Source organism: Lysinibacillus sp. UBA5994 (assembly GCF_002429725.1).
Classification (GTDB): domain Bacteria; phylum Bacillota; class Bacilli; order Bacillales_A; family Planococcaceae; genus Lysinibacillus; species Lysinibacillus capsici.
Map to the genome: position 1 here is coordinate 18,079 of NZ_DJAU01000005.1, position 15,518 is coordinate 33,596.

12 protein-coding genes and 1 riboswitch are annotated in these 15,518 nt (G+C 37.5%); of the genes, 3 read left to right on the forward strand and 9 right to left on the reverse strand.

Features of this window, described 5'->3' with window-relative positions:
• Nucleotides 1-142: 142 nt before the first annotated feature.
• Nucleotides 143-643, reverse strand: a complete 501-nt coding sequence (locus B3D98_RS01725) for a methylated-DNA--[protein]-cysteine S-methyltransferase (RefSeq protein WP_016995350.1) — start codon at nt 641-643, stop codon at nt 143-145.
• 94 nt (nt 644-737) lie between these two features.
• Between B3D98_RS01725 and B3D98_RS01730 the strand changes: the two genes are divergently transcribed.
• The 3 genes from B3D98_RS01730 to B3D98_RS01740 all read left to right on the forward strand — a co-directional run bounded on the left by B3D98_RS01730 (nt 738) and on the right by B3D98_RS01740 (nt 3,267).
• Nucleotides 738-1,469 (forward strand): ABC transporter ATP-binding protein, encoded by a 732-nt coding sequence (locus B3D98_RS01730; protein ID WP_016995349.1) that lies wholly within the window; start codon nt 738-740, stop codon nt 1,467-1,469.
• Nucleotides 1,466-2,218, forward strand: a complete 753-nt coding sequence (locus tag B3D98_RS01735) for an ABC transporter permease (protein WP_066038126.1) — start codon at nt 1,466-1,468, stop codon at nt 2,216-2,218. Before B3D98_RS01730 ends, B3D98_RS01735 begins: the two co-directional genes overlap by 4 nt.
• A gap of 74 nt (nt 2,219-2,292) precedes the next feature.
• The gene (locus tag B3D98_RS01740) at nt 2,293-3,267 is read left to right on the forward strand and encodes a proline dehydrogenase family protein (protein ID WP_048394992.1); all 975 of its coding nucleotides are present in this window, start codon (nt 2,293-2,295) and stop codon (nt 3,265-3,267) included.
• Between the two features lie 44 nt (nt 3,268-3,311).
• On the opposite strand, the gene B3D98_RS01745 is transcribed toward B3D98_RS01740, so the two are convergent.
• The 8 genes from B3D98_RS01745 to B3D98_RS01780 form a co-directional block, all read right to left on the reverse strand.
• Complete coding sequence (locus B3D98_RS01745) at nt 3,312-3,923, reverse strand: response regulator transcription factor (RefSeq protein WP_048394990.1); 612 nt, start codon at nt 3,921-3,923, stop codon at nt 3,312-3,314.
• 16 nt (nt 3,924-3,939) lie between these two features.
• Nucleotides 3,940-5,088 carry a sensor histidine kinase gene (locus B3D98_RS01750; RefSeq protein ID WP_422655536.1) on the reverse strand — a complete coding sequence of 383 codons (1,149 nt, stop codon included), beginning with the start codon at nt 5,086-5,088 and terminating at the stop codon, nt 3,940-3,942.
• 130 nt (nt 5,089-5,218) lie between these two features.
• The gene (locus B3D98_RS01755; RefSeq protein ID WP_054548858.1) at nt 5,219-6,250 is read right to left on the reverse strand and encodes a fatty acid desaturase; all 1,032 of its coding nucleotides are present in this window, start codon (nt 6,248-6,250) and stop codon (nt 5,219-5,221) included.
• A gap of 109 nt (nt 6,251-6,359) precedes the next feature.
• Nucleotides 6,360-6,860, reverse strand: coding sequence for a GNAT family N-acetyltransferase (locus tag B3D98_RS01760; protein ID WP_048394984.1), 501 nt, complete (start codon nt 6,858-6,860; stop codon nt 6,360-6,362).
• Between the two features lie 95 nt (nt 6,861-6,955).
• Nucleotides 6,956-10,387: a methionine synthase gene (metH, locus tag B3D98_RS01765; RefSeq protein ID WP_288579958.1), complete on the reverse strand. Its 3,432-nt coding sequence runs from the start codon at nt 10,385-10,387 to the stop codon at nt 6,956-6,958.
• Nucleotides 10,380-12,227, reverse strand: a complete 1,848-nt coding sequence (locus tag B3D98_RS01770; protein ID WP_288579960.1) for a bifunctional homocysteine S-methyltransferase/methylenetetrahydrofolate reductase — start codon at nt 12,225-12,227, stop codon at nt 10,380-10,382. Before B3D98_RS01770 ends, metH begins: the two co-directional genes overlap by 8 nt.
• Nucleotides 12,228-12,316: 89 nt before the next feature.
• A riboswitch (SAM riboswitch) is annotated at nt 12,317-12,417 on the reverse strand.
• A 99-nt stretch (nt 12,418-12,516) separates the two neighbouring features.
• Complete coding sequence (locus tag B3D98_RS01775) at nt 12,517-13,911, reverse strand: protoporphyrinogen oxidase (RefSeq protein ID WP_269899052.1); 1,395 nt, start codon at nt 13,909-13,911, stop codon at nt 12,517-12,519.
• A gap of 240 nt (nt 13,912-14,151) precedes the next feature.
• Nucleotides 14,152-15,444, reverse strand: a complete 1,293-nt coding sequence (locus B3D98_RS01780; protein WP_048394980.1) for a globin-coupled sensor protein — start codon at nt 15,442-15,444, stop codon at nt 14,152-14,154.
• Nucleotides 15,445-15,518: the final 74 nt, after the last annotated feature.

Consider the following 15,518-nt stretch of genomic DNA (forward strand, 5'->3'; position numbering starts at 1 on the left):
AGATTTCTTTTGGTGCACTCCTACATGTGAAACTGTTCGTTTACAGAGAAAGAAGGTTACTTTGTTTGAAGTGATCCAATCCATAGAAAAAGCGCTCTTTCCATTATTTCGCAAGAGACTAACATTTACCGCTTCACTCGTTCTATTCCTTCTCTAACTCAAGTAAAAATTGTTTCATAGCTAAGCCGCTTCTGAAGCCTGTTAATTGACCATTTTTGCCAATAACCCGATGACATGGAATAATTGCCAGGATTGGGTTTGCTCCAATAGCAGTCCCCACCGCTCGAACCGCTTTGGGATTACCAATGCGTTGAGCAATATTTCCATAAGTTGTTGTTGTACCATAGGGTAATTCTTTTAATGCATCCCACACTGCTAATTGAAATGCTGTCCCTTTCACATGGATTGGAAGATTAAATTCAATAAGTTCCTTCTTAAAATAGGCTGTTAACTGCTCTTTATATGGGAGCAACTTTTCTGAATTCTCTTCAAAACAATATCCTTTAAATGGTTTTATAGCCCACTCCTTTACTTCATCGAATGGTGCATTTGGTGTACCTATATAAACAAGTCCTTTGTCTGAAGCCACAACATACATATCGCCTTGTGCATATGTTAATGTATCGAAATACAATATTTCCATTCCCAAATCCCCTTCTTTCTTTTATTTCAACACCATCTTCCAGTCATTTCATGCTAAAGTTATTTTACTGACTAAAGTAAAGGAGTTTCAATAGATGAATATGTTATATGAACCTGCCATTCACTTTCAACAAGTTCATTTTTCAGTAAATGACAAAATGATATTAAAGTCAATTACTGGGTCATTTCCGAAAGGGCAAATCACCACTCTCGTTGGCCCCTCTGGCGCTGGTAAAACAACATTACTTAAATTATGTAATGGCCTTCTCTCACCATCAAATGGGCATATACTCGTCGATAATCAACCTATTTCTACATATGATCCAACAGCTTTAAGAAGGCATGTTGGTATTGCTTTACAGGCAGCTCCTATGATAGCAGGTACAGTGTTAGAGAATCTTGCACTTCCCCGTACACTGCAAGGACAAAAACTTTTGCAGCAGGAGGCTATTCAATATTTAGAGGACGTTGGGTTAAACGAAAGCTTCCTGCATCAATCTACAAATGATCTATCAGGCGGACAACGTCAAAAGGTATCCATCGCTCGAACACTTATCAATAAATCCTCTATTTTATTATTAGACGAAATAACGTCTGCCTTGGATCGTCAATCCGTACAGGATATTGAAAAATTGATTGTCACCATTAACAAAAAATACAATGTTACCATGATTTGGATTACCCATAATTTGCAACAAGCGCTAACGATTGGTCACTATACATGGGTTATGATGAATGGGGAGCTCGTTGAAACTGGTAAAAGTTCATTACTCGATGCACCAACAAATCCACGTGTTGCCGAGTTTGTACAGGGGGTAAACAAATGACATATACAGCCTTATCACTGACATTAATTTTTGTTTGTATCCCTTTACTATTATCCAAAATATTAAAATTAGACCTTGAAAAAGATACGCTTATTGCAACATTACGCTCCATCATTCAATTGCTTGCTGTCGGCTATATATTAAAGTTTGTGTTTGATGCAAATAGTTATAGCTATATTTTACTGATGGTAGCACTAATGATTATCGTAGCCACGTTAAATGCACGAAAAAAAGGAGCAGGTATTAAAGGAATCACCTGGAAGATAGCACTGACTCTTGTCATGATAGAAATAATTACACAAGGTGTTTTGCTAGGCTTTCATATTGTTCCAGCAACCGCTCAGTATATCATTCCCATTAGCGGGATGCTAATTGGTAATTCCATGGTGCTATCCATTTTATTCTTAAATCGTTTTACAGCTGAAATTATTAACCATAAGGATCAAATGGAACTAATACTATCCCTGGGTGGCACACCAAAACAGGCTATTCATCGCCAATTAATTAATGCCATAAAAGCTAGTATGATTCCTACGATTGAGAGTCAAAAAACAATCGGGCTAGTACAGTTACCAGGTATGATGAGTGGTCAAATTATTGGGGGAGCCGACCCTATTCATGCAGTCCAATTTCAACTTTTAATTATCTTTGCTCTCTTAACTACTGCAACATTATCCAGCGTTATGATTGGCTTTTTAAGTTATCCTGCACTATTTAATGAACGTATGCAATTACTCGAAATGAAATAATTGTTAGGCTGAATGTAATATAGTTTAAAAAATTTATGTTATACTAAAAAGAAAATGCAGTTAGGAGAATGACCATGTTATTACGCGATTTTTTCATCCACTTATCTGAGAACCAACTATTAAATAGTGCTGCAAAGAAATATGGCCTAAAATTAGGAGCACAAAGTGTAGTAGCTGGTACAAATATCGAAGAAACAATTGCAAGCATCAAAGAACTAAATGCACATAATATTTCTTGTACAGTAGATAACCTAGGTGAATTTGTTTCAAGTAAAGAAGAAGCGACTGCTGCTAAAGAAAAAATCCTTACTGTGATCGAAGCTATTCACGAAAATGGTGTAGCGGCACATATTTCATTAAAGCCATCTCAATTAGGCTTAGATATTGATGTTGATTTTTGTTATGACAATCTGTATGAGATTGTAGAAAAAGCCGCTTCATACGATATCTTTGTTAACTTTGATATGGAAGACTATGGACGTCTACAAACTTCCTTCGATATGGTGGAAGAATTATCGAAAACATTTAATAATGTTGGTACAGTCATCCAATCATACTTTTACCGTGCAAAAGATGATATTGAAAAATTTAAGGACTACCGTTTACGTATCGTAAAAGGTGCTTATAAAGAGCCAGTTGAAGTAGCCTATCAAGATAAATTAGATATTGATTTAAACTTTATTGAGTTGATTGAATATCACCTACTAAATGGTAAATTTACATCAATCGCAACTCACGATCACAATATTATTGCGCACGTAAAACGCTTTGTAGCTGATCATAATATTCCGCTTGATAAATTTGAATTCCAAATGCTATATGGTTTCCGTACAGATATGCAAAAAGAACTTGCAAAAGAGGGCTATAACTTCTGTGTGTACGTTCCATTCGGTGAAGATTGGTACGGTTATTTCATGCGCCGTTTAGCTGAGCGTCCTCAAAACCTTAATCTTGTCACAAAACAAGTATTTACGAAAAAAACGAATACTGTTCTTGCAGTAGCAGCAGGTGCATTCGTTCTTGGCCGTTTAACTAAACGTAATAAGTAAAAAAAAGAGAACCTTTTCGCTTATGATGCGAAAAGGTTCTCATTTTATTTATTCCATCCTTTTTCTTTAAAGCGTGCAATGGCCTCAATTCGATTGCCGACGTTTAGTTTTTCTAAAATCGTCGAAATATAGTTACGAACTGTGCCAGCAGACAAAAACAGCTCAGCAGCAATTTCCTTTGTCGTCTTGCCCTCTGCTACAAGTGTCAGAACTTGACTCTCTCGCTCCGTTAAAGGATTTTCACTATCATCTTCATAGACAAAATCAACGAGCTCTGGCGCATAAATGCGTTTACCGTCCATGATTGTACGGATTGCGCTCACTAACTCCTCTATAGGGCTATCCTTTAATAAATAGCCTCTGACACTCGCTTTTCTAGCACGTTCGAAATAACCAGGTCTAGCAAATGTAGTTAAAATAATGACTTTACAACCTGAGCCAGTGCTATGCATTTCTTCTGCTGCATCTAGTCCCGTTTTCACTGGCATTTCAATATCCATAATACAAATATCAGGCTGATGCTCTTCCACAAGCATCAATGCTTCCTCACCATTTTTTGCTAAGCCAACAACCTCCATATCCTCCTCCATACTAAGTAAAGAGCGAAGAGCGCCTAATAGCATCCCCTGATCTTCAGCAATCACAATTCGTATCATGTCACAATCCTCTTTTCTATATGTTCTTCAGATTGTCTTTGACATTCTGATGCGTAATAGCTACTGGGATAGTTACCGTTAATGTGGTGCCCTCAACACTTTCAATTTTAAAGGACCCATTAATAAACTCTAAACGTTCCCGCATTCCTTTCAATCCATTACCAGTTCTCCAGGCTTGTTTTTTTGTAATGCCCTGTCCGTTATCTCGCACTACTAAATAAACTTCTTTAAAATTTTGATGGAAGGCAATTTCACATTTTGTTGCTCCACTATGTTTGACAACATTATTAACCGCCTCTTTTAAGCACATAGATAAAACATTCTCTACAAGTGGTGGAACTTGCAGTGCGTTTTTATCCCCCTCAAAGACAAACTCCATTTCAGCTGCCTTTAGCATTTGTGAAATACGCATGATCTCATCTTCAAATTTTGCCGTGCGCATATCTGAAACTAATTCCCGAACCTCTTTTAAAGCAATACTAGCCGTCTGGCGTATATCCTTAATCTCAATCAAGGCCTGCTGGGGATCTCGTTCAATCAGCCTAGAAGCTAGATCACTCTTCAAACCAATCATGGACAATTTTTGACCTAATGTATCATGTAAATCTCGAGCTATTCTTTGTCGTTCCTCAAAAACAATTAACTCAGCAATACGTTCATTGGCTGTTTCTAACTGTCCCTCTAAATTTTCACGTTTATTTTTGGAATAAAGCGTTAGCGGTAAAAGGACAACAGCTAAAATTGTTAATACAACGAAAGGCAACTGCGATAAAAATAGGTTGAGCTCTACAAAGAATCCAGCGCCAGTTGAAATAACTGTAAATCCAATATGTAGACCATACATAATATAAAAGCCGACGGGTCTTCGGATATTGCCAATAAAAAATGCTGTAAAAATGGACAAATAGACATAGCCATACAAGATGGTCATAATAATGTTTATGACCATTTCAAAGCTAATCCACATGTAAACTAAACCGCTTTTCGAATTCATGGCAAATCGATAGAAGATAAAATAGAGCATTAAAAATGTAATGCCTATCGATATTTCGATATAAGATGATTTCCTAAAAATGAAGAAAAACGGTAGGAAACAAAAAATTATCCACAAATATACACTGAGCATCGGACTATTCGGAATAATACTATGCCATTTTCTCAACATAATCTCACGCTCTTTCCTACTTTTCCCTTATTATAACAAGAAAATTAAATTTATGCCTGTACATGCTTTGACCCATATTCTTCTCTTTACATAAAACAGCCATCTCTCTTGCAGAGATGGCTGTTATCAACTAAGCGGCAATACTGCCTCTTGCTTTACGTTTTATAATTTCATTTACTTCTTTAAACGTCACAAATTTACCTTGATCTTCATCATATAACTTGTAACGTAGTGATTCTAAACTCGTACGTAAAGTAATCGTTGTTGCCATGTGTAATGGCGGTGTCTCATTGTGTGCCTTTTCAAGATTATAATTAGGTACACGAGGAGCTAAGTGATGAACATGATGGAAACCAATATTCCCTGTTACCCATTGTAAAAGTTTTGGCAATTTATAATAGGAGCTTCCTTCAACTGCAGCTTTCACATAATCCCACTCTGAATCGTGTTCAAAATAAGAATCTTCATACGTGTGCTGGATATAAAATAACCAAATTCCTAAAGAACCTGCAATAAATAAAGTAACGCCTTGCACTAATAAAAACGCTTGCCAGCCCATGAAGAAAATTAAAGCAGCACAAATTCCCACAATGACAATATTCGTTAAAATTGTATTGAGACGTTCCTTCTTCTTCGCATCCTTACGATTAAAACGATTTAAGACAAGAACCATATAAAGTGGGCCTAATCCAAACATCACAAATGGATTACGATAGAAGCGGTACCATAGACGTTGCCCTTTTGAGGCTTGCATATATTCTTCAACTGTCATCATATCAATATCACCGATACCACGCTTGTCTAAGTTTGAGCTTGTTGCATGGTGAATTGTATGTTCACGTTTCCATTTTTCATAAGGGAATGATGTTAGCACCCCAGTAAAAAATCCAACCCAGTCGTTTGCCTTTTTACTTTTGAAAAATGAGCCGTGTGTACAATCATGAAAAATAATAAAAGTTCGTACGACAAAACCTGCTGAAATAGCACTTAAGCCGACTGTTAGCCAAGGTGATACATCCACTAACAAGTAACCAGCCACCCATAATGCAATTAACGGTACAATTGTATTTATAATCTGAAAAACACTTTTACGCGTATCTGATTTGGCAAATGGCGCTACATCTTGGCGTAACTTTTTTGTTTTTTCTTTAATAGTTGCCATCTTTTACTCCCTCGTTTCTTTTTTTCTTATGACCTCATCATAAAACAAGAATACAAGTCAGTAACAGACGCAAACATCACAAAAAGGATATGACATTTGTCATATCCTTTTATGATTTCGGTCCAGTCAAATGAAGTTGATAGAACACAAGGTCTAGCCATTGTTCAAATTTATAGCCTGCATTTTTAATGGTTCCTGCATATTCAAAGCCTAATTTTTCATGTGCTTTAATACTACCAATGTTTTCTCCATCAATACCAGCAACAAGCGTTTTGACACCATTTTCTTCAGCGATCGCTATCAGCTTGTTCATGAGCTTTGTCGCAATCCCTTTTTGATAATGTTCTTTATGCACATAGACAGAGTGCTCCATTGTATATTTATAACCTGGGTAAGGACGGAATTGACTATAGGTAGCAAAGCCAGCGACAAGCCCATTATCCTCAAATACAAGTAAAGGATTATCTAATGCTTGTTGCTCCCTAAACCACTGTACTTTTTCATCTAAAGTTTGTATTTCGTATCGATAGACAGCCTTGCTTGTTAAAATAATATCATTATAGATAACCAAGACCTCGGGAATATCTCTTTCTTCCATGAATCGTATCATTCTGCTCACTTTCCTTAACCAAATTGTTTTCTTCTATAGAGAAACAGAGATAGACAGTCATTGAATAGACTATCTATCTCCTCTTATTTTATGCCTTAAACATTGAAGTAGCGAGCATCAGGATGAGCAAAAACGATTGCAGATACAGATGCTTCAGGCTCCATCATAAAGCCTTCTGTAAGATGGACACCAATATCCTCAGGTTTTAATAGGCCGAATAGTTTCTCTTGATCCTCCAAGTTAGGACAAGCAGGATATCCGAATGAAAAGCGTTGACCTTGATATTTTGCAGCAAAACGATCTCTCATAGTGAAATCTGTTGCATCAGGGAAGCCCCATTGGTCACGAATTTCCTGATGCATACGTTCAGCAAAGCCCTCTGCTAATTCTAAAGCAGTCGATTGCAAGGCATGACTTTCAAGAAATTTCCCAGCCTCTTTTAACTGGCGTGCTTTAGCCATAACTCCTTGACCTGCTGTTACAACCATGAGTGCAATATAGTCCATTTCACCGCTCTCTACCGTTTTTAAGAAATCTGCAAGACATAAAAATGGTTCAACCTGCTGACGAGGGAAGGTAAAACGTTCAATTTCTGTCTTACTATCAGCAGGATTATACACAACGACATCATCACCATCTGCTTGAGCAGGGAAAAATTGATACAAACCTGATGGCTTTAATAGATCACTTTTTAAATAATCATCTACTAAATCCTTGAGCTCTGTTGCTCTTGAATCGCCCGCATCAAGCAATTGCTGGACTTGACCTTTCAAGCCTAAATGGTGTCCTAGTAATGTACGCATATTAACATAAGGATATAAATGAGATACAGAATAGTCTTTTTTCACATGACGTCGTAAATCAGCTGGTAAAAATACTGGCGCTCCTTTTACTGTTCGTGCAGGCTTTATTGTTACCTCTTTTGCCGGACGAGCAGCTCGTTTTTCATCTGCCGCTAAACGTTTTTGACGGGATTCTTCAATTTCTGCTAAGAAATTTTCACGTGTCCCTTCACCCATTAATAGATTCGCTTGCTCTAAGCCTTGCATAGCATCCTTTGCATAAATAACAGGACCACCATATTCATCTGCAATTTTTGTTTCAGTAAAACGACGTGAAAGTGCAGCACCACCAACTAAAATAGGTACATCAATTCCCGCCTCTTTAAAATCCTGAGCAGTAATAACCATCTGTTGCGCTGATTTTACGAGTAAACCTGACAGCCCAATAAAATCAGGTTTTTCCTTACGAATCGCTTCAATCAATTGGGCAGGGGTTACTTTAATGCCCAAATCGACTACCTTATAGCCATTATTACTTAATATAATATCAACAAGGTTTTTCCCAATATCGTGAACATCGCCTTTTACTGTAGCAAGTACCATTTTCCCTTTTCCAGCACTCTCTTCATCCTTCTCCATGAATTGCTCTAAATGAGCAACTGCGGCCTTCATCACACCTGCTGATTGTAAAACCTCTGCTACAATGAGTTGATTATCATTAAATAATCGACCTACCTCAGCCATGCCCTCCATTAAAGGACCATTAATTATATCAAGTGGCGCCTCGAAGATTTCTCGTGCGGCGTCTAAATCCTCAATTAGCCCTTCTTTTGTACCTTCTAATATATAGTAAGCTAAACGACCTTCAACCGTTTTCGGAATATCAGCTTCCGTTTTTTCCTTCTTTTTATCTCGATAAAAATCTGTAAACACTGCTAATGTTTCATCATTTGTATTAAAGAGCAGGTCATTTGCGAGTTTGATTTCCTCTTCAGGGATGGATGCATAACGCTCCAATTTCTCTGTATTAACAATGGCATAATCTAAGCCCGCCTGTGTACAATGATAGAGATAAACAGCATTCAGTACTTCACGACCAACAGGTGGTAAGCCAAATGAGATATTACTTACGCCAAGTACAGTCAATGTCTGCGGCAATTTTTCTTTGATGAGACGAATGCCTTCAATTGTTTCTAGCGCTGAACCAATATACTGCTCATCCCCAGTTCCTACAGGGAACATTAATGGGTCGAAAATGATATCCTCTGGTGCAATCCCCCATTTTTCCGTTAAAAGTTGATAGGAGCGCTCGGCAATTTCGAGCTTTCGATGACGGTCAACCGCCATCCCCTTTTCATCTATCGTTCCAACAACTAATGATGCACCATATTTTTTCACGAGTGGTAATACTGCATCAAATCGTTCTTCACCATCCTCTAAATTAATAGAGTTAATGATGGCTTTCCCTTGTGAAAACTTTAATGCTTCCTCAATTACTTTTTCATCAGTTGAGTCAATCACAAGAGGCACCTTAACCTTTTTTACAACCTCCTGCATAAATCCGCGCATATCGGCTAATTCATCGCGATCAGGGTTGGCTAAACAAATATCAATAACATGTGCACCATTTTTGACTTGAGCACGTGCAATCTCTGCGGCCTCCTCAAATTTCCCGTCAATGATTAAATTCTTAAATTTACGAGAGCCGATTACATTTGTTCTCTCCCCAATAAATAACGGACGCATAGAATCGTCATACAATAACGGTTCAATTCCTGATACCGCATGACCATGTGTTTTTTCTGGTAATTGACGAGGTTTTTCATCTTTTAAGATCTCACGAATAGCTGCAATATGAGCGGGTGTCGTCCCACAACATCCACCTACAATATTAAGCCAACCCTTTTCTGCAAAGCCTTTTAATTTTTGCGATAGCGATTCTGGTGATTCATGATAACACCCTTCTTCATCTGGTAAGCCAGCATTTGGGTAACAGCTAATATAGCCTGTTGAAAGCTCTGCTAATGAACGAATGTGATCCGTCATAAACTCAGGTCCCGTCGCACAGTTTAGGCCAACTGATAATGGTTTAATATGCTCGATCGAAATATAAAAGGCATCAATTGTTTGCCCTGCAAGCGTTGTACCCATCGGTTCTATTGTTCCTGAAATCATGACAGGTAGCTCTTTTCCCATTGATGCAAAAGCGCGCTTTACGCCAAGTGTGCCTGCTTTGACATTGAGCATATCCTGACTTGTTTCTAATAACAAAACGTCGGCTCCTGCCTCAATTAAAGCTTTTGCCTGTACATAAAAATTTTCCTCTAGCTCTTCAAATGTAATACCACCTGTTACTGATAACGTTTTTGTTGTTGGCCCCATAGCCCCTGCAACAAAACGTGGCCAATCCGATGTGGAATAACGATCCACTGCTTGTCGAGCAATTTCCACTGCACGCTTATTAATTACTTCTGCTTTTGTGCCAAGATCATATTCATTTAACACAAGAGGCGTCCCACCAAATGTATTTGTACAAATAATATCTGCGCCTGCCTCTAAGTATTTATGGTGAATTTTTTCAATAACATCTGGTCTAGTAAGCACAAGATTTTCATTACAGCCATCAAGTTCCTCGCCACCAAAATCCTCTGCTGATAAATTTTCATTTTGTAGCATTGTTCCCATTGCGCCATCAAGAATTAAAATACGTTTCTCTAGTTGCTCTTCAATCGAGTGCTTAGCCATGTATACTTACTCCTTTTTTCTGTTCATCCAATTGCTTTATATATTTCATCAACTCTAGTGTCACATCGTAACGTAAAAATGGTGTAATAAGGTAAATCCCATTGAAATATTGCGTAGCCACTTCTACTAATTCTTTGGCAATAGCAATCCCTTCCAATGTTGCCTTTTCTTTATCTTCTCCACATGCTTTCATTCTTGTTAAGGCATCTTCAGATAATTTGATACCTGGCACTTCATGATGTAAAAATTCAGCGCTTTTATAACTCGTAACAGGCATAATACCGATGTAAATTGGAGCTTGTAAATGCTTTGTTGCCTCATAAATCTCTACAATTTTCTCTATCGTATATACTGGTTGAGAAATGAAGTAGTCTGCCCCATGCTCAATTTTCTTCTCCAAGCGTGTCACAGCACGATCTAACACACGGACGTTTGGATTAAATGCAGCAGCAACTGAAAAATTTGCTTTTTTACGAAGTGGCTTACCTGAGAAAGAGACCCCTTCATTTAATTGCTTAATTAATTGGATTAGCTCCATGGAAGATACATCATAAACACTTGTCGCACCTGGGAAATCTCCTACTTTTGTTGGATCACCCGTAACGGCCAACACATCATGAATACCTAAAGCATTTAACCCCATTAAATGAGATTGTAGACCAATTAAATTACGGTCTCGACATGTAATATGAGTTAGTGGGCGTACACCATGTGAGCTCTTCAACAATGCGCCCATTGCAATATTGCTAATACGTGGAGAGGCCAATGAATTGTCTGCCATCATAACTACATCTGCACCTGCATCATATAATTGCTTTGCTCCTTCAAGGAACCCATCAATCTCTAAATGTCTAGGCGTATCCAACTCTACTATGACAGAACGTTCACGTTTAACTTTTTCATGAAGAGGCTCATACTTTGTTGGCTCCGCTTCCCGAACAATCTCAATCTTTTTAGGCTTCGCAAGCTTCTCCTGAACCGGTGATAACTCTTCTAAATACTTCTTTGCTGCTGCAATATGTTTGGGTGTTGTACCACAGCAGCCCCCTATTAAACGTACACCTTGATCACGCAATTCAACAGCCGCTCGACCAAAATAATCAGCTTCTGATTCATAAACGACACGCCCATCCTCTAAGTCCAGTAGTGATGCATTTGGATAGGCCGACATAAATGCCTTATTAGGAAGTTCTACACCTTCAAATGCCTGAATTGTATGGTGTGGACCTAGTCGACAATTGACACCAACAATATCAGCACCTAGGGCTTCAAGCTCATGGAGAGCATTATTTAAAGACATCCCATTTTGTAGAACACCGGGCTCATGCATAGAAACTTGTGCAATAATCGGCAATTTTGTTTTTTCTCGTAGCATCTTTAAGGTTGCTGTTAATTCTTCAAAATCATAATAAGTTTCAAGTAAAAGGCCATCTGGATTCCCTGCAAGTAAGACGCTTGCTTGTTCTTCAATAGTCGCTAATATTTCATCCAAGGTTGCATCACTTTTACGAATTCCCCGAATACCACCAATTGTTCCTAAAACAAATTGACCGCCATCAGCCGCTGCTCGTTTTGCGATGGTGATAGCAGCTTCATTAAAATGTTGGACACGTGATTCCAATCCATAGCGAGCTAATTTAATGGCATTTGCACCGTACGTATTCGTTTGAATGATGTCAGCACCAGCCGCAATATATTCTCTATGAATCTTTTCAATTAACTCGGGTCTCTGAACATTCATTTCCTCATGGCAATACTCCAATCCATAGCCATATAGCACTGTGCCTATTGCACCGTCTGCCGTCAATACATGCGTTTTTAACCTTTCAAGCAATCCCATAAAATTAGCCTCTCTTCCTATGTCTCTATATAATAAAAAGCCTTCTTTCATAAAAAAAGAAGGCTTTAACGATTCATCATTGTTGTTCCTTCTCATCTTCGACTCAACGGTCTTCTGGATTTAGCACCTGACAATAAAGTTGGTTGCTGAAGCTTCAATGGGCCAGTCCCTCTGCTTCTCTTGATAAGAATTAAGTATGAATTTTTTAAATAATTAAAAGAATCATATCGTTTACTGACGAATGAGTCAAGACTATTTCACATAACAAAGTTTTTTTCCACTTAAAACCTTAGAAATTGGCAAGTTCCTTTGCAAGCTCTTCACCAATTTTTTTCCCGTTTTGAATGCAAGCACCAATACCTACGCCAAAATACGAGCACCCTGCAATCGATAAATTAGGATATTTCTCATGTAATTCTTGTAGTAATCCTTGTAATGCTTCACGATGCGCTAGATCATATTTAGGCATTTGATCAATCCATTTTGTTACATTCACAACGGTTGGCTGCTCCTCTATTCCTAGGCTCTTTCTCACATCTTCTAAAGCAACTGCTGCCAATTCTTCATCCGTCATGGCGCGTAGTTGCTCATAGGCTGGATTGATGCTCTTATAAAAGAGTCGCACAAGTAATTTATTTTCTTTCGATGTATGCTTCCATTTACGACTAGTCCAAGTTGCCGCATTACAAGTTACGTCTGAATTATGGGAAACAATATAGCCCGTTCCATCTGCTGGCAATTTAGCGTCTGGCACATCAAAACCTAAATAGATAGTAATCGCTGACGCTGTCGTAAATTGGTCAAAATAGCGGTTTAAAGATTCATCCTGTAGCAGATTTTGTACAGTATGGTTCGGTAATGCTAAAACGACATAATCTGACTCAATAATTTCACCATTAGCTAAGGAAATTGTGTAGTTCTTATCTTGTTTTTGAACATTTAGTGTAGTAACACCCTTGATAATTTCTACATCGGATAAGGTTTGTTCAAGTCGATCAATTAAAGAAGATAAACCATTTTTAAAGGATATAAATTTTTTGTTCGCTGCTTTAACAAATTGCTCACGATTCGCATCAAAGCCTTTAATAATACTTCCAAAATCATTCTTATAATCAATTAAATACGGTAAAGTAGAGCCAATAGAAAGCTGATGTAAATCTCCCGAATAAACACCTGCAAGGACTGGTGCAATTTGGTTTTTCACCAGTTCCTCTCCTAAATAGTAAGTTAAAAATTCACCAATTGAACTTTCCTTTGTGAAGCCATTGTTTGGCAATGTTAAATCCTTCAACGCTTCTTTTTTTCCCTGCTCGGAAATAAGTGTACTTTCCTCTAAGGATGCTACACTCATCGGTATTCCGAAAGTTGAATCTGCCGGAATAGCATGTAACTCATTATTCGTATAAATATAAGAAATACCTGTTTCGTTGTAAACTAATTCCGCCTCAAAATCAAGCTCCTGCACGAGTTCCATAACGCCTTGATGACGGGCTACAATAGAATCAGCACCCGTTTCCATGATGAAACCTTGTTCATGTGCTGAATATAATTTGCCTCCTAAATATGTATTTTTTTCTATAAGCACTAGACGAACATTTAAATTATGTTCCTTCACTTGACGTTGCAAATAATGCATTGTACATAGTCCTGTAATACCGCCGCCTAAAACAACAACTGTTTTCATCATAACCGCCCCTATTATTCATTCTTTCTACAGTATAATCCTTTTTTCATTGAAAATTACGTTAAACCCTTTACAAATTTAGCAAAAATAGAGCTATTTCATCAGTGAAATAGCTCTTACTTTCTGAATCTCTATAAAATTGATCCTCTATAGCGATAACTTCACAACAAACATTTAAATAGGTACTATAGTGTTTATTACGTCTAAAAATATGAAAAATAGAATGTAAATGTTAGTAGTCTATCCTTTTAAATTTTGCGCAAAGCTCGCTAATTTTTCAGCTGAATTTGTTACCTCAGTAAATGAAGTGCCTAATTCACTTAATATGCCTACAATTGCTTGTATTTTTGTTGCCATACACTCATTTTGATCTTTTGCTTCTGTCATGGCTCCCAATATACTCGTAAATTGGCCTTCAGTTTGTAACATATTTTCTTCACCTGCTGCAACTTCATCTTGAATGTTGGTCAAAGAATACTCTAATTTCTCTGTTCGTTCACCTGTCTTTTTCAATAACAAAGCCACCGCTGTAACAGATTCTTTTGTCTGAATTGATAATTTACGTACTTCATCGGCCACTACGCTAAAGCCCTTTCCCGCTTCCCCAGCACGTGCTGCTTCAATTGCAGCATTTAAAGCCAATAGATTCGTTTGATTCGCAATATTGGTCACAACACTCATAATTGTTTCCATTTCCTTAGACATACCTGATAATTGTTCAATATTTTCTTCTATATCATGAAGAGAATGACTAATATTGAGCATATTTTGTGATTGATTTTTTAAACGCTCGCGACCCTCAAGTGCTTGGTTTTCAGCCAGTGTAGACACATCGAGTGATTTTTTTGCCAAATGTTTAATTTCGTCAGATTGCTTACTTAAGCAGCAAAATGAATTATTGGTTTCCTGCGAGATAGCTGCAAGTGCTTCCGAAGAATCTACAATCTGTCGTTCAATCGCTTCTTTTTCATGAACCATTTTTTCTTTCAGTTGTTCCACAGTGTTTTCAAAAGCTTCTAAAACGAGTTGTTGCTCAAAATTACAAATTTTCGATATAGCTCTGATCGTATTAAATTGATCTTGTGGAAATTCTATATTTTTTTCGACTAAATCAATAAATGATATCGATAAATCTTGGAATGCGCAGATATACCACTGTGTTCTAAGCCCAATGTGGACATGCACCTTTGCAATTTTTACACGCCTTTGGTAATACATCTCATCAATGGTTCCGTTAAACATTTCAATAATATGTTGCCGTAATGTTACTTTAAGCTTTTCTACAGAACTATGATGACTGATAATATCTACCAAATGATGCTCTGTTCCAATCATGTTGTAAAAACGGTTTACGATGTGATCTACATTATCCATAACTATTGGCTGGAAAGCTTTTAAATATTGTAAGTCGTTCTTCGTTAAGTTCAGCATTTCAATTTGCTTCGCCATCGATTGACGAGAGGACAAATCCATTTTCACTGTGTATTGCTGTAAATCCAATACCTTCGTCTTTCTTTGTTTTTGAAAAATCACACATCTTCCCTCTTTCATTCCGTTTACTTTCATCAGGCTGAGAAACATCAAATCCCTTTTAACATATTGATGGA

Coding starts and splice junctions, on each gene's coding strand:
- B3D98_RS01745 (WP_048394990.1), bottom strand. CDS start 3,923: ATGATACGAATTGTGATTGCTGAAGATCAGGGGATGCTATTAGGCGCT.
- B3D98_RS01755 (WP_054548858.1), bottom strand. CDS start 6,250: ATGGCAACTATTAAAGAAAAAACAAAAAAGTTACGCCAAGATGTAGCG.
- B3D98_RS01775 (WP_269899052.1), bottom strand. CDS start 13,911: ATGAAAACAGTTGTTGTTTTAGGCGGCGGTATTACAGGACTATGTACA.
- B3D98_RS01735 (WP_066038126.1), top strand. CDS start 1,466: ATGACATATACAGCCTTATCACTGACATTAATTTTTGTTTGTATCCCT.
- B3D98_RS01740 (WP_048394992.1), top strand. CDS start 2,293: ATGTTATTACGCGATTTTTTCATCCACTTATCTGAGAACCAACTATTA.
- B3D98_RS01770 (WP_288579960.1), bottom strand. CDS start 12,227: ATGGGATTGCTTGAAAGGTTAAAAACGCATGTATTGACGGCAGACGGT.
- B3D98_RS01760 (WP_048394984.1), bottom strand. CDS start 6,860: ATGATACGATTCATGGAAGAAAGAGATATTCCCGAGGTCTTGGTTATC.
- B3D98_RS01750 (WP_422655536.1), bottom strand. CDS start 5,088: ATGTTGAGAAAATGGCATAGTATTATTCCGAATAGTCCGATGCTCAGT.
- metH (WP_288579958.1), bottom strand. CDS start 10,387: ATGGCTAAGCACTCGATTGAAGAGCAACTAGAGAAACGTATTTTAATT.
- B3D98_RS01725 (WP_016995350.1), bottom strand. CDS start 643: ATGGAAATATTGTATTTCGATACATTAACATATGCACAAGGCGATATG.
- B3D98_RS01730 (WP_016995349.1), top strand. CDS start 738: ATGAATATGTTATATGAACCTGCCATTCACTTTCAACAAGTTCATTTT.